This window comes from Microcystis sp. M015S2 (genome assembly GCF_020245945.1).
GTDB lineage: Bacteria > Cyanobacteriota > Cyanobacteriia > Cyanobacteriales > Microcystaceae > Microcystis.
This window is the reverse complement of the sequence record NZ_JADBTX010000033.1, coordinates 12,712-37,631: the sequence shown is the minus strand read 5'-3', so window position 1 is coordinate 37,631 and position 24,920 is coordinate 12,712. Positions and strand designations below refer to the sequence as shown.

Genomic DNA, 24,920 nt, shown 5'->3' with positions numbered 1-24,920 from the left:
GTACCTTAACAATGTCTTAAAGAAAACCTTTTTATGGTAGTTTCTCAACTGGCACAGGATGAAAGAGGGGAAAAATTCTTGCAACCAAAGGGATCGGAGTGCGATATACTCAGTCGCGAACGATATTGGCAAGCATGACCATGGTAGCGGTAGCAATTTTAGCAGCGGGTAAGGGAACCAGAATGAAGTCCAGCCTTCCGAAAGTTTTACATCCCCTCGGCAGTCGCTCGCTAGTGGAACGGGTGCTTAATGTCAGCGAATCCTTACATCCCCGGCGAAAACTGGTGATTATCGGTTATCAAGGGGAACAGGTGCGAAATACTCTACAGCATCTCGAGGATATCGAATTTGTTGAACAAAAGGAACAGTTAGGCACTGGCCATGCTATTCAGCAGTTAATCCCCCATTTAGAGGACTTTCAGGGGGATTTGTTGGTCTTAAATGGCGATGTTCCCCTGTTGCGTCCCGAAACCTTGCAAAATCTTCTCCAGATTCATCAAGACCATGGTAACGCTGCCACCCTCTTAACTGCTAACCTCCCTAACCCGAAAGGTTACGGTCGAGTTTTTTGTGATGGCAATAATCTCGTTAAGCAGATTGTGGAAGAAAGAGACTGTACCGATGCCCAACGACAAAACCACCGGGTTAATGGGGGTATATACTGCTTTAATTGGTCAAAATTAGCGGCGATACTGCCTAATTTAACGCCCAATAACGATCAAGGTGAGTATTATCTCACGGATGTGGTCAATTTTCTCGATCCCGTCATGGCTGTGGATGTGGAGGACTGTTTAGAAATTAGCGGCATTAACGATCGCAAACAATTGGCCGCCGCCTATGATATCCTGCAAACTAGAGTCAAAGATGATTGGATGGCCGCCGGAGTCACCATTATTGACCCCGATAGTGTCACCATTGAGGATACTGTCACCCTCAGTGCCGATGTGATTATTGAACCCCAAACCCATCTGCGCGGTGAGACGATAATCGCTTCTGGTTGTCGTATAGGTCCGGGGAGTTTAATCGAAAATAGTCGCATAGGCAGCGATGTAACCGTCTTATTTTCGGTTATTTCTGATAGTCAGGTGGATTCTGGTTGTCGTATCGGCCCCTATGCTCATTTGCGCGGAGAAGCGAAAATTGGGGCTAATTGTCGAGTCGGTAATTTTGTTGAAATTAAAAAAAGTGACATCGGCAATAAAACCAATATTGCCCATTTATCCTATTTGGGAGATGCCACTTTAGGGGAAAAAGTGAACGTTGGTGCGGGAACAATTACTGCTAATTACGATGGGGTGAAAAAACACCAAACTATGATCGGCAGTGGCACAAAAACCGGGGCAAATAGTGTTTTAGTGGCTCCTCTAGAATTAGGGAAAAATGTCACCGTGGCTGCGGGTTCAACTATCACTAAAAATGTCCCCGATAATGCTTTAGTTATTGCTCGTCAAAGTCAGCGCGTGATCGAAAATTGGTCAAATTAGTTTCAGTAGGTTATGGCAGTAAACAGTTATCAGTTATCAGTTATCAGACGTGAGTTTTCAGTTTACTGTTTACTGTTCACTGATGCTGATTAAGGCGTTAAATTTGCGCGATGAAGCATGAAATGCTATAAAAATCTCAGTCCTCCCTATAGAAAAGAGTAGAAACTTTATGGCACGCACCGAGTCCACAATGTTAGATCTGGGGACAAAAGCTCCCAGTTTTGCCTTACCCGATGTGGTTTCGGGTGAAACTATTTCTCTGGACAGCTTTGCGGCTAAAACCGCTCTGTTAGTCATCTTCCTCTGTGAACATTGTCCCTTTGTTAAACACATTCAAGAAGAACTTAGCCGTCTAGGTCGCGATTATGCTAACACCAATCTGGGCATCCTCGCCATTAGTTCTAATGACGTGGAGAAATATCCCGATGATTCGCCCGAAAATTTGAAAAAAATGGCGATAACCCTTGACTTTAAATTCAATTTATGCTATGACGAAAGCCAAGAAGTGGCGAAAGCTTACACAGCAGCCTGTACTCCCGATTTTTTCCTCTTTGATAGTCAGCGGATTCTAGTCTATCGCGGTCAATTGGATGATAGTCGTCCTAGTAATGGAATACCAGTAACAGGCAAAGATCTCCGGGCCGCTATTGACAAGGTTTTAACCGGTCAACCGGTGCCGACAGACCAAAAACCGAGTTTAGGCTGTAATATCAAATGGAAACCGGGTAATGAGCCACCCTATTATGGTTAATTAACGAAGGGTGTGGGGTGTAGGGTGTGGGGTGTAGGGTGTAGGGAAGGAAACCTCTTTCATCTGTGGGGGTGAAAATTTTTTCATCGGGACTGACTCCTGACTCCTGACTCCTGAATACTAACTCCTAACCCCACCAACAAGCTTTTTGCCGCAAACCCTACTTATGAGACTATTTCAATAGCGTAACCGATTGCTGTGCTAATAAGGCAGTACCATAGGCCGCTTGCTCCTGTTTAGATAAAAGCACGGGAACCCCCAAATGACGCTGACGAATTATTCTCCAAGTCGGATTTTTTGCCCCACCACCGGCACTATCAACTCGCTCTAATTTATTGGCCCCCAATTCCTGTAAACGCTGATAACCTAAAGCTTCAATGCGGGCAATACTTTCTAGTAAACCATGTAAAAATTCTAGAGGATTATCGGGGCGGGGAGTCAGTTTTGCGGGTAAAAAAGGATCATTAATGGGAAAGCGCTCGCCCGGTTTTAGTAGAGGATAATAATCTAAATTACTTTCTTTTTGTCCATCTATTGCTAAACTATAATTTCTCAATTCTTGATCAGAAAAAAACTTCTTTAACACTGCTCCTCCCGTATTGGATGCCCCACCGGTTAACCACAAATTTCCTAAACGATGACTATAGATGCCATAGTTACTATCATCAACTTTCTGGCTACTTAATAATTTTAAGACTAAAGTTGAACCTAAAGATGTCACTGCATCCCCTAAAGAATTAGCACCACTGGCTAAAAATGCCGCTATGCTGTCGGTGGTTCCCGTATAAATTAAACAATCTTTCGGGATAGCAAAACGAGTCACTAAATCCGGTTTAATAGTATCGATCGCTGTACCCGGGGCAAAAATTTGCGGTAATAAATTAAACATCGGTAAATTCTCTAACCAATCGGGATAACAGAGATTTTCGAGATCATAACCTAACTTTAAGGCATTGTGATAATCACTAATTCCCAGTTTACCGTGCAGGAGAAATGCTAACCAATCCGCTTGCGAGAGAAAATAACGCGCTTGCGAAAAAATTTCTTGTTCACTCCACCAAAGTAATTTAGCTAAACTGGAGGTAGCAATAATCACGGGATGGTGAGGGGGTGCTATAGCTTTAATTGCTTCTAAAAAGGCAATTCCTCGCCCGTCATTGTATAATATTGCCTCAGAAAGAGGATTACCCCAATTATCACATAATAACACCGTCGAGGAAGTACCATTAATCGCGATCGATTTAAGTTCTGAACGCACCGAATCCCCTAGATTATCCAATAAATAAAATAGGGCTTTTTGCCAATCCTGAAAATTGGCATCAGTGAAAGGATAATGAACCTCAGCGACGATATTTTTGCTAGAATCAATAGCAATCGCTCGCGCTCCCGATGTGCCAAAATCAATACCTAAAGATAAACACATAGATGTCTTCACAACCCCCTCATTCTGGCTACCATTGGGATGGTATCACTTCCCGATTCTTTGAAGGTTGGTACTTCCGAGTCATGATTCCGCAATTAGCCGATGGATTCGCCTTTATGTATTCTATTCAAGACCCAAGGGGCGGTCAAGTCAATAGCGGTGGAGCGGTACAAATTTTAGCCATAGAATCTAATTATCTTTGTCGCACTTTTCCCGATACGGATAAATTTTGGGCAAGTCGTCAGGAATTAGCTATCATCCATTGGGGAAAAACTAACTTAAAAACCCGTCCCCGTCTGCTTTCTCCGTCAGATTTTTTTGAGTCTATTCGAGAAGGTTATCAAGCAACAGCAAACCAGCAGCAAGGACGAATTTATGATCCCGTCACTGGAGAAATCTGTCAATGGGATTATCGCATTGAAACTAGGTACACTTGGGGAGATAAAAAGCGTCCACCCCAAGCAACAGCAGGAATATTATCTTATTTACCGATTTTTGACCCGGGTTGGCAGATTTTAACTGCTCATGGTTTAGCAACGGGAATGATTACCTATGGGGGAAAAAATTACCAATTTGAGAATGTACCTTTTTATAGCGAGAAAAATTGGGGTTATTCTTTCCCCGAAAAGTGGTTTTGGATTAATTGTAATGCTTTCCCTGAAAATCCCGATTTAACCTTAACCGCAGTGGGTTCTACCCGGAAAGTTCTCAACTGGACGGAATCGGTGGGAATTATCGGTATTCACTGGCAAAATCGCTTTTATAAGTTTGATATCTGGAATTCTCAACTAACTTGGACAGTGCAACCCTGGGGATACTGGGAAATGAGGGCAACTAACGAGAATTATACCATTGTCTTAATCGGGATCAGTGATCATCCTCCCGATCGCGTGCGTGTACCCACGGAAAAAGGTCTCTGTTTTGCTTGTCAAGATACCCTCAAAGGTAAATTATCGATAAAATTGGCTGATAGTCGTGGTAAAACCCTTATAAATGCCTCTAGTCGTCTAGCTGGTCTCGAAATTGGCGGTATTTGGCCATCAGCTTGGATTAAACATTAAATCACCATGGCGACGGGAGAATGTGGAACGAACCACAGAGACACAAAGGACACAAAGATCGATCGCTACTATATAAGTCAAACTTATCACACAAAGAATAAGAGAGCCGGGGAACTTGTCACCACACTGGCAATTAGATATTTAATTATAACCACTTACTTAATAAAGATGATAATTATTTACTTGTCTAGCATTTTATCTAATCTTTCCTGAATCAATAAAGCCAGGGAAGAACGCAGAAAAAATAAAGCAAATAACCCCGCTAAACTGAAGGGAATAATAGCTAGTTTGCTATAGTTTGTGTCTAATAAAAATATGGCTGAGACAATGCTAAATCCCAATAAACAGACATTAATTAATAATTTAATTCCCAGATAAATTCTTTTCAGAAGTCGTTCATTTTCCCGTGACTTAACTTGAAAAACTAAATTTCCTCGCTCGATTTTTTCCTCTAATTGACGGATCATTCTCTCGTTTTTATTACCTTTTTGCCATTGTTGTTTAAGAAAAGTGCGAGCTTGATTAGCTAGGGTAAGCATGGTGTTGGTAGTTCCTCCCGATACCGCTAGACTTTTCACAAAAGGTTGACTAGCTGCTAATAAATTATACTGGGGATCTAAAGAGCGGGCAATCCCATCCAAAGTGGTGACAGATTTAATAATAAAAGTCATTTGGGGAGGTAAGCGAAAAGGTTGCTGTTTAAACATTAAATACACTTGATCGCTAATTTGTTCAAAGACCCTCACATCTACCGGTTTATCGCGAAATTCATCTAAAAGAAACTGCAAGATATTTCGCACAGGTTGCAGATCTCTAACGGGTTCAATTAACCCCATATACACGAGAGTTTTTAAGACTGTTTCCGTATCCTTTCTCAAGATAGCAAAAAAGGTTTCAATCATTTGATCTTTAGCGACGGACTTTAACTCGAACATCGTGCCGAAATCGTAGAAAATTAACTCCCCTTCCTGACTAACTGCCATATTACCCGGATGGGGATCCGATTGGAAAAAACCATCCTGTAATAGTTGTTTGAGATAGGAACAGATTCCCAGTTGAATAATCCCATCTACGTTAATACCATTAGCTAGTAAAGTCTCCCGATCATCAACTTTAATACCCGGTACATACTCCAAAGTTAATACCTTGCGGGTGGTATATTGCCAGTAAACTAAAGGGACTTTTACCTGGGGATAATTCTTAAAATTTTCCCGAAAGCGATCAGCATTTTTGCCCTCATGAATATAATCGATTTCTTGAAAGAGTAGTTCAAAGAATTCTTGATAGATAGCTTCTAAATTATATTTTTTCACCACGGGGAAAATATTTAACCAACGGGTGAGACGATGCAACACTTCAAAATCGAGATTAAATAGTCCTTCTAGATTTGGTCTTTGTACCTTAATAACGACCTCTTCCCCACTTAATAACTGCGCTCGATGAACTTGTCCTAAACTGGCACAAGCGAGGGGAGAAACGCTAAAACTTGCAAATAAATTATCTAGGGGTTGTCCTAATTCTGTTTCAATAACTCGGATCGCTTCTTGATTATTAAATTCGGGAACTCGATCCTGTAATTGGGTTAATTGTTCGATATATTCGAGCGGAATTAAATCTGCTCGCGTCGATAAAGATTGCCCAATTTTAATAAAAGTTGGTCCCAAATTCATGAGGCGATCTACTAACCATTTCGCTCTCCTTTGCCGTTTTTTGCCCCTATTAGCCCCCGTTAAACGATCCCAGAGCAAAAAAGTCAAAAACTGCGTTGTAAAGCTAAATATCTCCAATTGACGAATAATTGGCGATCGCAAGCTTTGCTGCCAATGTAAAGATTTGGGGGAATCAAAGGGAGTAAGCATCAGTTATCATTTATCAGTTATCAGCAAAACCGATCTACAGCGTTTCTCGTCAAGGTGAAGTATAGATTAAACCTTGCCGAAGTAAAAATTCCAGTCGCAAAAATGCACCTCATCTATCTGAGAAACGCTGTCAAGTATCCCCTTCCCGTTTCCGAATTCGCCGGTAAAAATCCTGATTTTCAGCTTTTAATCTCTGGGACTAGGTAAACCGAGATCTACCGCTAGACGATGACCACAAGCAAAACCAGAAAAGGCCACCGCATTTAATCCTTGACCGGGGAAGGTACTATCTCCCACACAATAAAGATTAGGAATAGCTGTGCGATTAAAGGGCATTCCTAACAAGCCTAACAGTTTTCTTCGCGGTATTGGGCCGTAACTGCCATCGATTCTATTCAAAAAGCGGCGATGAGTTCGGGCCGTACCAATTTCGATATAATCTAATCCTGTATCTAGTTTGGGAAAGAGTTTTTTCAGGCGCTCGATGAGACGATGAGCAGCGGCCTCTTTTTTCTGTTGATATTCTTGGGGAGGCAGTTTTTGCCATTGATCAATCCAGCTAGGGGTGAAAGTATGAATGATATGATGGTCCGGGGGTGCTAGGGAGGGATCGAGTAAGGTAGGAATAGAAACAAAGATAGTTCCCTGTTCTGCTTCCATATTTTCCCAATCTTCTAGTAAAATATGGTGACATTCGCTTCCTGATGGTAACACATCGGCCTTGACTCCCAGATGCAAACTCAGGAAACTGGGGGATTTTTGATAGCGTTTTTGCCATTTTTTTTCGCTACCCGGGAGAGATTCCGGGGGGAGTAGTTTCTCGAAGGTATCCCAACGGGTGGCATTAGAAACAATCTTTTTAGCGTAATATTCCTTACCATTGGTCAATCTTACCCCGATCGCCCGTCCTGCATCTAAAATAATCTTGGTAACTCTCGCTTGATACTGGATTTCACCACCAGCTTTTGCCAATCCCTCGACTAACTTGAGAGCAATCTGTCCCACTCCCCCTCGGGGATAGTTAATTCCGCCGTAATGGCGATCGCTAAAGACCATTCCCGCATTAATCATCGGAGTGCGATCGGCGGGTACTACCGACCAACAATAACATTCCATATCGATAAATTTCAATAATTTCGGGTCTTTAATATATTTTCTGGCCAGATCTCCCGCATTTTGGGGTAAATACTTGACCAATCCCAAACAGGATAAAGGATGCTGGAAAAAAACCTTAGTCAGATAGCGGGGTTCTTCCAACGATAGTAAATCCATACTATTGAGGCAATTAAACACCTGCCAGCATTCATCGTAAAAGCGCCGGATACCGGTTTTTTCTGCGGGAAAATGGCTAATTAATTCCTGTAAAAATTGTTCGTAGTCGCGATGAACTTTTAGGTCTAATCCGTCCGGGAGATGATAATGGATCTGGACGGGATCGGCAATGGTTTCGATACTCATATCCACCGCTGCCAAAGCCTTGGTTAAGAGGTTAGTCGTCCCCTTTTTGCCAAAACCAAAAATCATCGAAGCACCCACATCAAAACGATAACCCTCTCGTTCAAAATAACCCGCGCTGCCCCCCGGAATCAGATAACTCTCTAAAACTAAGACTTTTGCTCCTTTTGCCACTAATTGCGTCGCTGTCACCAATCCCCCGATTCCTGACCCAATCACGATCGCATCGTACTGATTACTCATAACTTTAGTTGATAAATTTTTGTGTCAATTCTTGATTGTAACCCTTGACTAGGGATCATTTATCGGCTAGTTTTCGGGAGCAGAAAATTTTTGAGGAGAGATGAAAAGTTGCTAAAAGGAAAAAATTCTGGACAAATCTGGCAACTTGACATAATTGGGTTTGGGTGATATCATCTCCGGAAAGACAGGTAGCGCTACTGTTATAAAAAACATTAGCTCTTCTTGTTTCTGTGTGGAAGGGAGAAGAATAGGGGTAATTTTCCAGAAATATATTCTTCAAAGCCTTGCCTAGCAAGACTACTAGAAATAATAAGCACTGATTATCACAGAAAGTCGAGAGGAGCTAAGTAAATTTACCTTAAAATTAATTATAGCGGTGTGCAGTCGTATGAAGTACAGTGTCACGAGCTATAAACCATGCTAGGCAAGGCTTGGTCTGTATCTCACTCAAGCGCTTACCGCTATAATCAATTGGATAATGTATAGAAAACTGGCCAACAAAATCCTTAAATTAGCTAATTCCCTATCTAGATCATCGAAGCGCTCTCTTTTAATTGTCACCGATTGCCTGGTTTTTTGTCTAACCATCTATCTAGCCTTCTCTCTCAGGTTTAATCTCAGCCTCGAATATCAGGAAATTAGACCTTTTTTGGGGGAAATATTGGGCTTAATCGCCATTAAAACTCTAGTTTTCTATCTCAGAGGTATTTACAGTCCCGTAGTACGTTATACAGGATTAGAGTTTCTTTCCTCTGTGCTGCAAGCGGTTCTCTATAGTTCAGGGGTTTTAATCAGTCTTGCCTACTTTCAAAGGGATGCCTTTTTGCCGCGTTCAGTCCTGATTATCGACGCCTTGTTAACCCTAGTATTGGTTATTGGGATCAGATTGTTGATTCGCTCTGTCTTTCACCGTCTGAATATTTACGTTAGTAGTGTAGATAGAGAACCGACAATTGTTATCTATGGTGCCGGGGTTGTGGGTCGTCAATTAGCACGTTCCCTACAAAATGACCCCCACTATCGTTTATTGGCCTTTGTTGATGATAATCCCAATTTGCAGCAGCGAGTTATCCAAGGCATTAGGGTTTACCCCCCCCTCTCAATTGGCACTACTGCAGCAAAAACGGGCCTTTGACTGGGTTGTTCTCGCTATTCCGAACCTAGACAAGGCCAGAAAGCGGCAAATCATCGAAAGTCTAGAAACTTTACCCATCGTCATTAAAACCGTCCCTCCCCTCTCAAAAATTTTATCGGGAGAAGCGACCATCAATCAGATTCGCAGTGTCGATGTCTCGGAATTATTAGGACGAGAAGAAATTCTACCCCATCCCGAACTTTTGGGAAAAAATGTCACGGGTAAAGCGGTGTTAGTCACCGGGGGTGGCGGTTCCATCGGTTCGGAATTATGCCGACAAATCGCCTTCCTTAAGCCAAAATGCTTGGTAATCTACGAATTAAACGAGTTTTCCCTCTACAAAATCGATCTCGATTTAAGTGAAAATTATGCCGATTTACGCAAGTATGCCTATCTAGGCAATGTTCTCGACCGTAATCATCTGGCCCGAGTCATCCAACAACACCAGATCCAGACAATTTATCACACGGCCGCCTATAAGCACGTTCCCCTTGTGGAAGCTAATCCTAGTCAAGGGATTTACACTAATGTTTGGGGGAGTTTAAATGTCGCTCAGACCGCGGTCGAGAATTCAGTTAGTAATTTAGTTCTCATTTCCACCGATAAGGCCGTCAGACCGACTAACATTATGGGGGCCAGTAAACGCTGTGCTGAGTTAGTCGTGCAAGCTTTGGCCGCTTTACCCGACACTTCCACCTGTTGCGCTATCGTCCGCTTTGGCAATGTTCTCGATAGTAGCGGTTCCGTGGTGCCGCGTTTCCTGGAACAAATCGCCCAACGTAAGAATATTACCCTCACCCATCGCGATATTATTCGCTATTTTATGTCTATTCCCGAGGCGGTGCGTTTGGTTATGCAAGCAGGAGCCATGGCCCGAGGGGGTGAGGTATTCCTGTTAGATATGGGTGAACCGGTAAAAATTTACGATTTGGCCCTACAGATGATTCGTTTAAGTGGCTTGGAATTAGGACAAGATATCGATATTGAAATCACAGGATTAAGACCGGGGGAAAAACTCTACGAAGAATTATTAATCGATACCGATAAAGCTCGTCCCACCCCTCACCCAAAGATTTTTTGCGCTCATGAACACTTTCTTGCTTGGGACAAATTGCCAATCAAATTAGAGCAACTGCTTAATTATATTCAAGTTAATGACCGTCAGGGCTTAGTTAAGTCCCTACAAGATTTAGTTCCCGAATATCAGCCGCCGCAGCAAATAGCCAGTAATTTGTCAAGTAAAAAGTAAAAAAGAGGAGTTTTACCTCTCCTCTTGTTGCCAAAATTTATTAATCTAATTGAACCGAATGCTCTTGTTTTAATTGCTTTTGGATAGTTTTTACCGTCTGCTCAATTTTATTGATTCCGCGAGAAGAAGGGCGATTTACTCTATCAGCTAGAGGAGAAGTTTGTTGAATAGCAATGCTTAAATAAAGAGGAAAAGCGAGGGTAAAGGCTAAAAAAAGACGTTGTAACATGATCCACTCCCACAAAAGTTTTTCAGCGATTATTCTAGCCGGCTGAAACTTTTACCAGAATAACGACTAACTAGGAAAATTTCAGCTAGTTTGTGACAGTCCGGCAATTGGTGGGGCAATCCTAAAGAATTAGCGCTGAAACCCTCAACCCTAGACCGAGATTCTGATACATTGATCTAGAAACATGATCGATCGCTCTATCTATGCACAAAATTCCAGTTACTGTGATCACGGGTTTTCTGGGTGCGGGAAAAACTACCCTCATCCGTCATCTACTGCAAAATAATCAAGGCCGACGGGTGGCCGTTATGGTCAATGAATTCGGAGAAGTGGGAATTGATGGTGATTTGTTGAAAAGTTGTCAGACCTGCGACGACAACCCCAACGATAATATTGTGGAACTGACCAACGGTTGTCTGTGCTGTACAGTGCAGGAAGAATTTCTCCCCACCATGCAGAAATTGCTGGAGCGACGGCAACAGTTGGATTGTATGCTGATCGAAACTTCGGGGTTAGCTTTACCTAAACCTCTGGTTCAAGCTTTTCGCTGGCCGGAAATCCGCAACGGTGCGACGGTGGACGGAGTAATCACCGTGGTGGATGGTTTTGCCATCGCTAGGGGTCGTCTGGTGGCGGATTTGGACGCTTTAACGGCACAAAGGCAAGCAGACCCCAATTTAGAACACGAAACGCCCATTGAGGAGTTATTTGAGGATCAGTTAGCCTGCGCTGACCTGGTACTCTTAACTAAAACTGATCTCATCAGCGAAATTGAATTAGAAAAAATTATTAATTGGCTGAAAACGCAACTGCGATCAACGGTAAAAATAGTTACTTGTGCTGATGGACAAATTAGCCCCGATGTGCTATTGGGATTTAATGCCGCCGTCGAGGATAATTTAGCTAGTCGTCCTAGTCATCATGATCACGAGGAAGAACACGATCACGATGAGGAGATCAATTCTGTGCAGTTTTGCCTCGATTCTCCCGTAGATGCCCAAATTTTGACCCAACGGATCAAAGAATTGGTAGCCCTGGAAGAAATCTATCGGGTCAAGGGATTTGTTAACGTGGCCAATAAACCGATGCGTATGGTGTTACAGGGAGTCGGCGAGCGCTTTGATTCTTTCTTTGATCGACCCTGGCAATCCACAGAAATGCGGCAAACCCGCTTGGTCTTTATCGGCCGCTCCCTCGATAGTCAGAGAATCGAGCAGGCCTTAACTAGCGTTTGCTGAAGAAGTTTTTCCTGGGGTTAGGGAGATTATTTTTATTTATTCTCCCTTCTCCCTTCTTCCCCTCTACAATAATTACTCGCAGCCAGAAATACGTTGGGTAATTTCATACTTTGTGCTTTTTGTCAAAAAAACTTTTTTTTTGCAATAAAACTACACAAAAAAAAGATCATCGTCATGGGTGAAATTGACTGATTTAACCGTCTTAATTAGGATCACTTTCTATATGTGGCAAGGGTTTTAAGCGTTGCTGCCCAAAAAAGCACAAAATAACCCATTATGAAATTCAGTAAAATCGCTGTAACCATGATAACATCGTTGTTAAATAAAAATCTTTCTCAATTAATTTTTAAGAATTTGTAAATATTGCGGAATGTTAATTTAAATATTCTCAATCTTGTGCAGTCAATAGATAATTTTTGCTTATCTTTGCCCCACATTGGGTTAGGAGTCAGGAGTCAGGAGTCAGGTTTTAGGTGTTGGAGTTTTAGGGTTTTGGGGTTTTAGTTCAATTTCCCCACTTCCCCACCTCCCCACTTCCCACACCCCACACCCCACTGATCACTGAAAAAGCTCCGGCAATCGATCGCCCGGATAGATGGTTGGGGATTTGGGTTAGGGTAGTAAAAGATACAGATTACTCGCCCTTGCAGACCAAAAATTATGACGAATACCAGTAACCCGCTGCTTGCCGGTCAAGGATTACCGGCTTTTGACCAAATCCAACCCGGCCTGATTGTCCCTGGGATGACGCAACTTTTGCAGGAACTGGCCAGAGAATTAACCGAACTAGAAGCGCAGATTATCCCCACCTGGGAAAAATTGGTCGAACCCCTCACCCGGATCGAAGAACGTTTAAGCTGGAGTTGGGGGATTATCGGTCATCTGATGGGGGTAAAAAATAGCCCGGAATTGCGTCAAGCTTACGAAACCGTACAACCACAGGTAGTCGAGTTTATTAGCCGTTTAAGCCAAAGTAAACCCATTTATGAGGCATTTTTGTCCCTGCGCCAAGGGGAAAGCTGGGGGCAATTAGACGAGGCACAACAGCGCATTGTCGAAGCTTCCCTACGGGATGCTCAATTGGCTGGGGTGGGATTGGTAGGGGAGAAAAAAGACAGATTTAACGCGATTCAACTGGAATTAGCCGAAATCACCACGAAATTTTCTAATAACATCCTCGATGCCACCAAAGCTTTTCAACTGAAACTAACAACCCCAGAAGATATCGCCGGTTTACCCCCTAGTCTCCTTAGTTTAGCCGCCCAAACCGCCCGGGGCCAAGGAGAAACTAACGCCAGCAGCGAAACTGGCCCCTGGGTGATTACCCTCGATTTTCCCAGTTATTTCCCCTTTATGAAATACAGCGATAATCGGGAATTGCGCGAAAAACTCTATAAAGCCTACGTTAGTCGGGCCGATCTGGGAGAATTGGATAATAATCCCCTCATCGATCGCATTTTGCAACTTCGTCAGGAACAAGCCCATCTTCTAGGTTATAGTACCTACGCCGAGGTCAGTCTTGCCCGGAAAATGGCCAATTCTGTGGATGAAATCGAGAAATTGCTTGACAATTTGCGCCAAGTAAGCTATGAAGCGGCAAAACAGGATTTAGAGGCCTTAAAAACTTTTGCGGGAACCGACGATCTCAAGCATTGGGATATAGCCTATTGGTCAGAAAAACAGCGTCAGGCCAAGTTTAACTTTAGTGCCGAGGAATTACGCCCCTATTTCCCCCTACCACGGGTTTTAGAAGGCATATTTAGCCTCGCTAAACGGATTTTTGCGGTAGAAATTATCGCCGCCGACGGTAAAGCACCTATCTGGCATCCCGAGGTGCGTTATTTCCAGATTAACGACGAAAAGGGCGAAAAAATCGCCTATTTCTACCTCGATGCCTACAGTCGTCCCGCCGAAAAACGCGGCGGCGCTTGGATGGATGTCTGTATCGGTCGGGCCAAAACCGGCACCGAGGTGCGTTTACCCGTGGCTTATTTAATCTGCAATCAAACGCCTCCAGTGGACGGAAACCCCAGTTTAATGACCTTTGAGGAGGTAACTACCCTATTTCACGAATTTGGCCACGGTTTACAGCATATGTTAACCACTGTGGATTATTCTGGCGCAGCGGGTATTAATAACGTTGAGTGGGACGCGGTGGAATTGCCCAGTCAATTTATGGAAAATTGGTGTTATGATCGCCCTACTTTAATGAGTATGGCCAAACACTACGAAACTGGTGAAACTCTCCCCGAACATTACTATCAAAAACTGCTTCTAGCTAAGAATTATATGAGCGGTTCGGCTATGCTGCGTCAGTTACATTTGTCTTTAGTAGATTTGGAATTGCACCATCGTTATCAACCCAATGGCGGCGAAACTCCTAAACAAGTCAGACAGCGTTTAGCGGCGACGACGACAATAATTCCTCCTCTACCGGAAGATGCTTTCTTATGTTCTTTTGGGCATATTTTCGCTGGCGGTTATGCGGCGGGTTACTATAGTTATAAATGGGCAGAAGTTCTCAGCGCCGATGCTTTTGCCGCTTTCGAGGAAGTGGGATTAGATAACGAAGAAGCAGTGAAAGCGATCGGCCGCCGTTTTCGCGATACTGTCTTAGCTATGGGGGGAAGTTCTCATCCTATGAATGTTTTTAAAGCTTTCCGCGGTCGCGAACCTAGTACCGAGCCTCTCCTCCGTCATAGCGGCTTATAAAAGTAGTCAAAAACTTTTTTTTGTGGTGCGTTACGGCAATATTTAGCTCTTGATTTTTTCCCTAAAAACAAGGGATTGTCTGACGCACCCTACTTGAATATATTGTGATAACATATCAGGAAAAAAAAGTTAACTAACAGGAGGAAACTGTAATGAGTATCGCATTTTTTCAAGATATTATCGAATCGGTAGAGAGTCTATCCATTGAAGACCAAGATTATTTGTTTGAGCTAATTCGTAAAAGACGCATTGAGAAACGCCGGGAGGAGATGGCTAAAAATGGCGAAGAAACCTTAAAATCTTTAGCAATGGGAACAGCAAAAAAAGGCAGTGCTGAAGAGATAATGGCTTATTTGTTAGAGGATGAAGAAGAATAAAATTAGTTGCTGACAAAAGCTTTAAAAGAGCTTTTCAACGCTTAATCAGCAAAAATCCTCAACTACAAAGCAAGGTATCAGAGGTTCTACATTTGTTAGAAGATAATCCCTTCACCCCTTCTTTAAAATCTCATAAGCTGACAGGTAGATTAGAAGGTTATTGGTCATGTTCTGTTAGTTACGATTGCCGTATTATTTTTACTTTTCGTCAAGATACTGATTCAGGAGAAACTTTAATTGTTATAGTTGATATTGGAAAACACGATCAAGTTTACTAATTTATCTCTTGAATTTGTTCTTGCTTATCAATTGTATAATTACAGTGCGATATCGCCTACTTTTCTAGCGTGCGTTCCTGGAAATTTTTGGGTCTGAAACCCCTTAACTACTGTATATTTTTATTAAGAATTATCTGTCCCTTGTAACATTAACTCTTAATTCTTAACAAATTACCCTAGATTCTCAGAGAAAAACTGATTATAATAAAGGGAACTGAACAGAACTGCTCGATCGATAGATAACTGATTAATTAAAGTTTTATTACTTTTGATGGACTGGGATTAAGAGAAGTAAATTTATTCTCGATCGCTCCCTGAAAGTGAGAAGAAATAGTTTTAATAAACAAAGAGTTTTCAACTTGGCAAAAATCCTCTGGGGGCAATACACATGGAAGTTCTAACCGAGACAATTAACCCAACTTCGCTCGAACGGGAACCGATCCATCTCTATAACCGAATTCAACCGCACGGGGTGCTTTTAGTTCTCAGCGAACCGGAGCTAAAAGTCAGCCAAACCAGCAGTAATAGCCGCAGTTTATTGGGTATTTCTCCGGGGGAAATTATCGGTAAAACCCTAGAGGAAATCTTCGATCCCTTTCAGATCGATCCTCTGAAATCAGCCATAGAAAATAACGATTTTGATGCTATCAATCCCTCCAAAATTTGGGCGCGGGTTAAAGGGGATGATTTTGCCGTCTTTGATGCTATTTTTCACCGCAACGCCGAACAAATGCTGATTTTAGAGTTAGAACCAGCTATTTCCTATGAAAACATTCCTTTCCTGAGATTCTATCACCTAGCCAAAACTTCGATCGATAAACTTGAAGCCACCCGTAACCTGAAAGATTTCTGTAATATCATCGTTAAAGAAGTGAGAAAAATGACAGGATTCGATCGAGTTATGTTATACAAATTCGACGAAGAAGATAACGGTGATGTGATAGCAGAAGACAAAATAGAACAACTAGAACCCTATCTCGGTTTACGTTATCCCGCTTCCGATATCCCTCTCCCAGCACGAAATTTATTAAGTGCTAATTGGATTCGACAGATTCCCGATGCTACCTCTGAACCCGTCGATCTAGTGCCTAGTCTTCATCCCGAAACTCAACAACCCTTAAATTTAACCCTGTCCAGTCTTAGAAGTGCTTCTCCCTGTCATTTAGAATACCTGCATAATATGGGAGTGGGAGCATCTCTAACCATTTCTCTGATTGAAAATAAACGTCTCTGGGGAATTATTGCTTGTCATCACCGCACCCCTAAATATGTACCCTACGAACTCCGTAAAGCTTGTGAATTCTTAGGAAGAGTGATTTTTTCGGAAATATCGGCACGGGAAGAAACCGAGGATTATGACTATCGAGTAAAATTAAGCTTTGTGCAATCGCAATTAATCGATTATATGGCGGAAGCTAATAACTTTATTGATGGATTAATTGCCCATAAACCGAATCTGCTCGATCTAACTAAAGCCACGGGAGCCGCTATTTGCTTAGGTGGTAACTATACCTTAATTGGAGTAACACCGAGCGAAGAAGAATTAAACTATCTGATTACTTGGCTAGAAAAAAACGTCCATGAAGATGTTTACTATACTAATTCCTTACCGCGAATTTATGCCGATGCGGGTAAGTTTAAAGACATTGCCAGTGGTTTACTAGCAATTCCCATTTCTAAACGTAATTATCTCCTCTGGTTTCGTCCGGAAGTAATTCAAACCGTGAACTGGGGTGGTGATCCGGGTAAAGCGATCGAAACGACTGCCATAGATGGTGATATTCGTCTCTGTCCGCGTAAATCTTTCTCCCTCTGGAAAGAAACCGTTCGCTTGAAATCTTTACCCTGGAAAGCAGTAGAAATCAACGCGGCACTAGAATTACGAAAAGCGATCGTCAATATCATCTTAAAACAAGCCGATGAATTGGCACGTTTAGCGCGGGATTTGGAACTATCGAACGCCGAATTAAAAAAATTCGCCTACGTCGCTTCCCACGATTTACAGGAACCCCTCAATCAAGTCGCCAACTATGTGCAGTTGCTAGAAATGCGCTACACCGAAGAACTGGACGAAGATGCTAAAGAATTTATTACTTTTGCCGTCGAAGGTGTCAGCTTGATGCAAACATTAATAGATGATGTGCTGGCTTACTCAAAAGTGGATATGCAGGCGGTAGAGTTTAATACCATTGATGCTAATCTGGCACTGGAAAAAGCTCTCGCTAACCTGAAAGGGAGAATTCAGGAAAGTCAAGCTATAATCACCGTTGATCCCTTGCCAATTGTCATGGCAGATAAAACCCAGTTAATGCAATTGTTCCAAAATCTCATCGGTAATGCCATTAAATTCCGGGGAAAAGCAACTCCCACTATTCATATTTCCGCGCAACGTCAAGAGGAGGAATGGCTGTTCTCTGTCACCGATAATGGAATTGGTATCGATCCCCGATTTTCCGAACGCATTTTCGTGATTTTCCAACGACTGCACACCCGCGACGAGTACCCCGGCACAGGTATGGGTTTGGCGATTTGCAAGAAAATTATCGAGTGTCATCGCGGACGAATTTGGGTAGAATCCCAATTAGGCAAAGGAGCGGTTTTCTGTTTTACAATTCCCCTAGGAGGTAACGAGCGTGAGCGCTGGCGAGGACGTGCCACACAAAATTATCTTATTAGTGGAGGACAGCAAAGCTGATATTCGCCTCATCCAAGAGGCATTAAAAACTAGCACCGTCCCGCACGAATTAGTTATCGTTAGGGATGGTGTCAACGCCATGGATTATCTGCGTCGAGAAGGGGAGTATCTCGATTCTCCCCGTCCTAATCTGATTCTTCTCGATCTGAATTTACCCAGAAAAGACGGACGGGAGGTATTAGCGGAAATAAAAAACGATCCCAGTTTAAAAAGAATTCCTGTGGTGGTTTTAACCACTTCTCGCAACGAGGAGGATATTTTTTATAGCTATGAACTGCACGTTAATTGTTATATAACCAAGTCGCGCAATCTCAACGATTTGTTCAAAATTGTCAAAAATATCGAGGCTTTTTGGTTAGAAACCGCTACTTTACCCGGGGAGTGAATCATTATCAGTTATCAGTTATCAGTTATCAGTTATCAGGTTTGAGTTTTCAGTTCATAGTATCAAGTGGCAAGTTCGGAGCTTTCTTTTCACTGATTACTGATTACTGTTTACTGATCACTGAAAAATCTTCCCACTTCCTAACCTCCGAAATCTCTTTAACTCTTGATTAAAAAATGGGACTCTCGCAGGATATAAAAGTTCTTTTAATCGAGGATAATTTAGCCGAAGCTCGATTATTAAAGGAAATTCTTAAGGGTAATGAAAAAAAAGAATTTCATCTGGTTAATGTCTCAAGATTATCCGAGGCTATTTCCCTGTTACAACAAACAAATTTTGATGTAATTTTATTAGATCTAACTTTACCAGATAGTCAGGGTTTGCAATCCTTAGCTCCCCTTTTGATTACGGCTCCGAAATTGCCGATCGTGGTTTTAACTAATACTAATGATGATAATTTAGCTTTGGCAGCACTGCGTCAGGGAGCGCAGGATTATTTAATTAAAAGAGAAGTAAGTTTAGAAATTTTAACTCGATCGCTATGTTATGCGATCGAGCGAAAACAGATGGAGGAAGCTTTACGAGAATCGAACGAAGCTTTAAAAATGAGCGTGATTGAACGCACTAATCAACTGGAAAAAGCTCAGGAATTAAATCAGTTAAAAACTGAATTTGTTTCCATGTTATCCCACGATTTTCGCAATCCTTTAAATAAAATTTTACTCTCGGCTGGATTATTAGAAGAAAGTCGCGATCGGTTGACAAAAGATCAGCAAGTTAGCTATTTTCGCATGATTCGATCGGCCATTAAAGACATGGATCAATTGCTCACAGAAGTGTTATTAATTGGCCGGGCCGATTCCGGGAGATTATACTGTCAATTTGATCCGGTGGATTTGCTGGATTATTGTCAGAAATTGGTAGAATCTTTTACGGTTAAGCCAGAGCCGCAATTAGCAATTATTTTCCAAATTGAGGGGAGCTTAGAAAGAGGACTTTGGGATATTAATTTAATTAAACATATCTTGACAAATTTACTGGGAAATGCTCTCAAATATTCACCCCAAGGGAACCAGGTAGAATTTAAGATTATTGTCGAATCCGAGCAGGTAGTCTTTAAAATTGTTGATCGAGGAATTGGTATTCCCAGCAAAGATCAAGAACATTTATTTAAACCTTTTTATCGCGGTAGCAATGTCGATAATATTCAAGGAACGGGATTAGGATTAGCCATTGTCGGACGCTGTGTGGAAGCGCACAAAGGACAAATTCACCTAGAAAGTGAGGAAGGAAAAGGCACAAAGATCACGGTAATTTTACCGATTATTACCGACATTGAACACCTAAATTGAGATCAACAATAGGGTGGCACCACAATTTTTTTTCTGCTGCCCCTCTCTCCTCTCCCCTAGGGTTGATTCATAGTAGGGTTGATTCATGAATCAACCCCACCTCTCCCCTCTCCCTTCTCCCCTTCCATCAGATTGATACTAAATCCAGTTATTAAAAACTGATTATCTATTCCCCCTTTTGCCTCTTGCCCCTTGCCTTTTGCCTATCCTGATATGTCACCTATACTTAACGGATTTAGTATGAGGATCACCCTGAGCGTTCATCCGATCGAGTGATTTTGCGGAAAAGTGTTAAAAAAGATTGCTGTTTGTAAAGACAACTGTTACCGTGGGTTCAAGAGTGCGCTTTGAAGGAGGAAAAATCCCATGCACCCTAACCTATCCATCTATCCCCCGATTGCTTCGCTACTTATGTAGGGCATAGATGCACAAATCAAAGATTTCAGAAGCAAAACCAATAAATTTCTGTACTGTTGCTTAAAACAGGAGTTTGATCATGAAATTACAGGGAAAAACAGCCCTAGTCACGGGAGCATCCCGGGGTATCGGACGTGCGATCGCCTTAGAATTAGCCCGACAAGGTTTAAGCAGAATTGTGATTGTTGCCAGAGATCAAGAGCGATTAGAAAAACTAGCCAAAGAAATTGAGTCCCTAGGGGTCATTGCCACACCTTTAGCCCTAGATTTAACCGAAAATGACCTTGTTAGTCCTTCAATTATCCGCGTTTGGCAAGAATGCCGTGGCATTGATATCCTCGTTAACTGTGCCGGTATTGCCCATCAAACCCCCTTTCTACGCTCGCAATTTTCGCAAGTGCAAGCAGAAATATCTTTAAATCTGATGGCCATGTACACAGTTACTCGCTTAATTGCCCGCCGGATGGCAATTAGGGGACAGGGAACGATTGTCAATGTTTCCAGCATGATGGGTAAAATTGCCGCTCCTAGCTTCGCTACCTACTCGGCCACCAAATTTGCCATTTTGGGTTTTAGTCAAGCTCTCAGGTCGGAATTACGGGAACACAACATCAAAGTTATCACCCTCTTACCCTCTTTAACCAATACGGATATGGTGCGAGAATTGCAGTTATTTCGATGGTTAAAACCGATGAGCGCCGAAGAAGTCGCCCAAACTCTAATTACCGGGTTAAATAGGCAAAAAACAGAAATTGTCGTCGGTTGGCAAAGTCATCTAGCTCTTTGGTGTCAAAAATTGGCCCCGAAACTGCTTGAGAAAATTGTCGATTTAGCTTCTCCCTTACGCCAAAGCAAAGGAAAGCGAGGATGGCGAGAAGTGTTTAACTAGGGTTTGATTAAATCTATCAGGGTGAGTATGGCTCACCCTAATCACCTTCACCAACAGGCAATTAAACGGCTGTCAGGGTTTTTTCTAGAAGTTGTCGGGGAGCTTGAACCGAACCACGACAGTGGATTTCCGCAGAATTATTGGGACTTTCAATCAGTTTAACTTTATCTAATTCGGCTCCTAATTGGCGGATCGGTTCTTCTAATAGTTGAGCGATATGTAAGGCAATATTTTCGGCGGTGGGAACCACTTCGGCAAAGTAGGGAATATCCTTATTTAAAAAAGCATGATCGAAGGGTTCTACTACCAATTCATCGATCACTTTTTGTAAATCCCCTAGATCCACAATCATACCGGTGCGGGGATCGATTTCTCCCGCCACGGATACTTCTAGGTGATAATTATGGCCATGACCGTTTACCCTGGCGCATTTGCCGTAGATTTCCGAGTTTTGTTCGAGGGTTAATTGCGGTAAAGCCAAACGATGAGCGGCACTAAAATGGGTTTTGACAGTTAAAGTTGCTTCCATATCTTTTCCTTGATATTCTGCCCACAATTCGGGGTGTTCAAATAGTTGAATTTTGACCAATGGTAAATAGGGTGCTAATCTTTGCCAGATAACTCTAGCGATATTTTCTGTGGTGGGTAGGGTTTGCTGAAATTCCGGCCAGACTTGATTGAGATAGGAGTAGTCTAATTGACTGGTTATCTCTCGTTTAATTACCTGTTTCACGGTGGAGAGATTCTCCACCATGCCATAAAGATTGAGTTCTTTGTATACGGAGACGTATAATTCGTAATTGTGACCATGACCGGGAAAACGGCTACCAAGACCAAAACGTCTTTGATTTTCGGCTTCGTCCCATTCTGGTAGATAATAGCGATGGCTGGCTGAAAACCGCGCTCGACGATTGATGATGCAATCCATAAATGTGGGCGATCAATGACTTTGTAAAGTTACGTTAAGAGTAACCCTTTCTAGCATAAACCAGTTTTGTCTCCTCTGGCTTGCGGACCGGGGAAAGTTATCCCTCAATTCCAGCAGGGTGCGATCGCTGTGAGCTTCTAGTCAGAAAATTGGCGTTGCTGAATCAAGGTATTAATGCCAACCGTGCATCGTATCCAAAAGTTAGTTTGGGTCTAGGTTTTAAAAATCCCACAAAAGAAGATTCAAGTCTCAAATCAGCAAGGCCGAAAATCCCTTGACTATCAAACTCCCGATCAAGTATTCTACAAACATACTTCAGACTTCGTTGCACTTCAGCTCTGAATCGGCACTTTGTCAATGCGTAAGTCCTATAATTTATGGTCGAGCAAATACCTCCTATTTATTTTCATCTTCCCGCTTCCCATCGACCCGACCCTTTGCCCGATCACGCCGATCAATTACGAACGGGTCGAGGTTCATTGGCTTGGATTTTACAAACTTATTTGCGATTACGCGAATCGAACTTTCCCTGTGAATTAGTAGATACTATCCCTAAAGAAGGTATTGTAATTGGTCATCGAGAATCGTTAGCTTATGATTTTCAACCCTATCCCAAGTTATTACTGGCTTGTGTTAAAGGGGATCAAAATCCTCAACCCTACGCTCAAATTCATATTGTCCAAAATCGACAGGAATTAACTGCTTCTCAACTTTATATACAATCAATAGCCGAAGATCGCTATCTTTTACCCGGTAAGCGATACTTTTTACCCCATTGGACTCAACCAGGCTTAATTCCTCGTGATCCTCAACGGGGCGATCGGTTTGAAAATGTAGTTTATTTTGGCCTTACTTCCAATTTAGCTCCCCCCTTACGCAAACCGGAATGGCAACGGCAGGTAGATAATTTAGGTTTAAACTGGTGCATTCAAACTAATGATAAGTTTTGGCATGATTATCGTCAAGTAGATGCAATCATCGCTGTTCGTCGTTTCGACTCAAAGGAAACTTATCCTTGGAAACCCGCCACTAAACTCTATAATGCCTGGTTAGCAGCTGTTCCTGCTATTTTAGGAACTGAATCCGCTTTTCAAGCAGAGTACAAAAGTGAGCTAGATTTCTTTACTGCTAATAATGAGAATGATGTTATTTATTATCTCAAAAAATTGCGGGACGACAATTACTTAAGGCAGCAAATAAAATCTCATTATCAAGAAAGGTCGAAAACCGTGACTGTTAGCCATCTTGTTCATTGTTGGCATCAGTTTATCTTGAATGAATGTGTTCCCGCCTATAATCAATGGTGTTCCCTTTCTCTCTGGCAACAAGAACAGTTCTTTTTGCGTCGTCGTCTCCTGTTGAAATTGAATCAACTGCAAATGAAAACCCTGAAAATTATCACTCCTCAATAGCCAATGGTTCTCGGTGATTGGGGACAGTAATCTTTGAAGTCCTCTTTTTACCCAGTTTTTGGGGTAGTATTCACTTATCTCTCTTAGATGGCGAGTAGTTGAGTAGTTACTGAGATTGACTTGACACTTTTTCTATAGGTTTTTTTCTGATCGGTTTCAATTATAGATATTTTATCTTGAACGAAAATTACCCTTCCTGTACTAAATCAAGATAACCCAAAGATTCGCCAGTATGCGCATCTAATATTTCTTCGTCATCGATAGGATAAACCATCATTCTTTGACCTTCTCGAATTCGACTAATTTCACCTCTATTCATTACTAATTTATAGTCGTCAATAACTTTGACAACTTTGGCAGGGAAGGTTCCTTTGGGTGATAAAAGGGGAGTTTCTGTGACGTTTTCGGCTCTTCTAGGTTCTGTGTGAGCATGGTATAATAGTAACACAGAACAGGAGGTGGGTTATCTGGATAAATTTTGAGCAACTCCTCGATTTACCAAATGTCACAGTGGTCAATTATCAAAAAATTGAGCAGACAATTTTCCTAAAGCTCGCCCTTTTAAATGAAACAATTGAATGTCCGAATTGCCATGAAACCTTGGACAGAATCAATCAGACAGAGTATAATCTAGTCAGAGATTTGTCAATATTAGGCAATCGAGTATATTTAGAAGTACCACGCCGCCAGTTTCATTGTCAAAATTGCCAAAAGTATATGAGCGAAAGATTGAGTTTGATGAGATTAAGACAGCATCATACAATCCGCTATGAAGCGATGATTTATGAGAGAGTAAAAAATTGTAGTATCGAAGAAATAAGTCGAGAAGAAGGGTTAGGATGGGAAGAAGTTCAGTTAATATTTAATCACTTTGCTAAAGAACTAGAAAAGGAAGAGTGGGAAGCACCAGAACGAATAAGCTTAAAGGATTACCTCATTTATTATGGAAGAATAAAGAGGACTTAAAGGACGAGCAAAAACAACAACTAGAAGTTATCTTGAAAGAACATCTATGCTTGGGAATAGCCGACGAAATGAAAGAAGAAATTAGACAAATTTATCAAGGTTGTAGAACGTTCAAAGGTGCTGAGAGAAAATTGGAAAAATGGATAAGAATAGGCGGAATATTAGATCAAAGTAGTGCCAGTATGATCCAGAAGCATTTGTCGGGTATCTGTAATTACTTTGAAAATCATACAACCAACGGATTAATTGAGGGAATGAATACCAAAATAAAGCTTATTAAAAGAATAAGTTATGGATTTACCAATTTTGAACATCTTCGACTTAAGCTGTTTGCTTGCTTTAATTCATAACAAAAATTAACACACGAAAACCAGAAGATCCC

The 24,920-nt window shown here is 41.9% G+C and carries 17 protein-coding genes and 3 pseudogenes; 14 read left to right on the top strand and 6 right to left on the bottom strand.

Annotated elements, in window-relative coordinates:
* The first annotated feature begins 140 nt into the window (after positions 1-140).
* Positions 141-1,484, top strand: a complete 1,344-nt coding sequence (glmU, locus tag IM473_RS07405; protein ID WP_287657854.1) for a bifunctional UDP-N-acetylglucosamine diphosphorylase/glucosamine-1-phosphate N-acetyltransferase GlmU — start codon at positions 141-143, stop codon at positions 1,482-1,484.
* A 169-nt stretch (positions 1,485-1,653) separates the two neighbouring features.
* Positions 1,654-2,235: a thioredoxin family protein gene (locus IM473_RS07400; RefSeq protein WP_287657836.1), complete on the top strand. Its 582-nt coding sequence runs from the start codon at positions 1,654-1,656 to the stop codon at positions 2,233-2,235.
* Between the two features lie 172 nt (positions 2,236-2,407).
* Here IM473_RS07400 and IM473_RS07395 read toward each other — a convergent pair whose 3' ends face one another.
* Positions 2,408-3,658, bottom strand: coding sequence for an FGGY-family carbohydrate kinase (locus tag IM473_RS07395; RefSeq protein WP_287657835.1), 1,251 nt, complete (start codon positions 3,656-3,658; stop codon positions 2,408-2,410).
* 2 nt (positions 3,659-3,660) lie between these two features.
* Between IM473_RS07395 and IM473_RS07390 the strand changes: the two genes are divergently transcribed.
* On the top strand, positions 3,661-4,719 hold the full coding sequence (locus IM473_RS07390; RefSeq protein ID WP_287657833.1) for a tocopherol cyclase family protein: 1,059 nt from the start codon (positions 3,661-3,663) through the stop codon (positions 4,717-4,719).
* A gap of 179 nt (positions 4,720-4,898) precedes the next feature.
* Here IM473_RS07390 and IM473_RS07385 read toward each other — a convergent pair whose 3' ends face one another.
* Both IM473_RS07385 and crtH read right to left on the bottom strand, forming a co-directional pair.
* Positions 4,899-6,578, bottom strand: a complete 1,680-nt coding sequence (locus tag IM473_RS07385) for an ABC1 kinase family protein (protein WP_287657832.1) — start codon at positions 6,576-6,578, stop codon at positions 4,899-4,901.
* Positions 6,579-6,764: 186 nt separating this feature from the next.
* Positions 6,765-8,276 (bottom strand): carotenoid isomerase, encoded by a 1,512-nt coding sequence (gene crtH / locus IM473_RS07380; protein ID WP_287657830.1) that lies wholly within the window; start codon positions 8,274-8,276, stop codon positions 6,765-6,767.
* A 478-nt stretch (positions 8,277-8,754) separates the two neighbouring features.
* Between crtH and IM473_RS07375 the strand changes: the two are divergent.
* Positions 8,755-10,660, top strand: a pseudogene (locus tag IM473_RS07375) (polysaccharide biosynthesis protein).
* A 40-nt stretch (positions 10,661-10,700) separates the two neighbouring features.
* Here IM473_RS07375 and IM473_RS07370 read toward each other — a convergent pair.
* On the bottom strand, positions 10,701-10,889 hold the full coding sequence (locus tag IM473_RS07370) for a hypothetical protein (protein WP_002784873.1): 189 nt from the start codon (positions 10,887-10,889) through the stop codon (positions 10,701-10,703).
* Positions 10,890-11,092: 203 nt separating this feature from the next.
* Between IM473_RS07370 and cobW the strand changes: the two genes are divergently transcribed.
* The 8 genes from cobW to IM473_RS07330 all read left to right on the top strand — a co-directional run bounded on the left by cobW (position 11,093) and on the right by IM473_RS07330 (position 21,232).
* A complete protein-coding gene (gene cobW / locus IM473_RS07365; protein ID WP_287657828.1) occupies positions 11,093-12,127 on the top strand; it encodes a cobalamin biosynthesis protein CobW in 1,035 nt (344 codons plus the stop codon).
* Between the two features lie 660 nt (positions 12,128-12,787).
* The gene (locus IM473_RS07360) at positions 12,788-14,839 is read left to right on the top strand and encodes a M3 family metallopeptidase (RefSeq protein ID WP_287657827.1); all 2,052 of its coding nucleotides are present in this window, start codon (positions 12,788-12,790) and stop codon (positions 14,837-14,839) included.
* A gap of 152 nt (positions 14,840-14,991) precedes the next feature.
* On the top strand, positions 14,992-15,216 hold the full coding sequence (locus IM473_RS07355; protein ID WP_002784870.1) for a hypothetical protein: 225 nt from the start codon (positions 14,992-14,994) through the stop codon (positions 15,214-15,216).
* Positions 15,213-15,494 carry a type II toxin-antitoxin system RelE/ParE family toxin gene (locus IM473_RS07350; RefSeq protein WP_004163338.1) on the top strand — a complete coding sequence of 94 codons (282 nt, stop codon included), beginning with the start codon at positions 15,213-15,215 and terminating at the stop codon, positions 15,492-15,494. Before IM473_RS07355 ends, IM473_RS07350 begins: the two co-directional genes overlap by 4 nt.
* 388 nt (positions 15,495-15,882) lie before the next feature.
* Positions 15,883-18,189, top strand: coding sequence for a sensor histidine kinase (locus tag IM473_RS07345; RefSeq protein WP_287657826.1), 2,307 nt, complete (start codon positions 15,883-15,885; stop codon positions 18,187-18,189).
* Positions 18,128-18,574 (top strand): response regulator, encoded by a 447-nt coding sequence (locus IM473_RS07340; protein ID WP_002758488.1) that lies wholly within the window; start codon positions 18,128-18,130, stop codon positions 18,572-18,574. The genes IM473_RS07345 and IM473_RS07340 overlap by 62 nt, the downstream gene beginning before the upstream one ends.
* A gap of 176 nt (positions 18,575-18,750) precedes the next feature.
* Entirely contained in the window at positions 18,751-19,926 is a 1,176-nt protein-coding gene (locus tag IM473_RS07335) for a hybrid sensor histidine kinase/response regulator (RefSeq protein WP_287657825.1), read from the top strand.
* Positions 19,927-20,422: 496 nt separating this feature from the next.
* On the top strand, positions 20,423-21,232 hold the full coding sequence (locus IM473_RS07330) for an SDR family NAD(P)-dependent oxidoreductase (RefSeq protein ID WP_287657823.1): 810 nt from the start codon (positions 20,423-20,425) through the stop codon (positions 21,230-21,232).
* Between the two features lie 61 nt (positions 21,233-21,293).
* Here IM473_RS07330 and IM473_RS07325 read toward each other — a convergent pair whose 3' ends face one another.
* Entirely contained in the window at positions 21,294-22,160 is an 867-nt protein-coding gene (locus IM473_RS07325) for a 6-pyruvoyl trahydropterin synthase family protein (protein ID WP_287657821.1), read from the bottom strand.
* 377 nt (positions 22,161-22,537) lie between these two features.
* On the opposite strand from IM473_RS07325, the gene IM473_RS07320 reads away from it, so the two are divergent.
* Positions 22,538-23,572 carry a hypothetical protein gene (locus IM473_RS07320; protein ID WP_287657820.1) on the top strand — a complete coding sequence of 345 codons (1,035 nt, stop codon included), beginning with the start codon at positions 22,538-22,540 and terminating at the stop codon, positions 23,570-23,572.
* Between the two features lie 146 nt (positions 23,573-23,718).
* Here IM473_RS07320 and IM473_RS22505 read toward each other — a convergent pair.
* A pseudogene (locus tag IM473_RS22505) lies at positions 23,719-24,020 on the bottom strand (hypothetical protein); the annotation flags it as partial.
* Positions 24,021-24,037: 17 nt separating this feature from the next.
* Here IM473_RS22505 and IM473_RS07310 point away from each other — a divergent pair.
* Positions 24,038-24,888, top strand: a pseudogene (locus tag IM473_RS07310) (transposase).
* Positions 24,889-24,920: the final 32 nt, after the last annotated feature.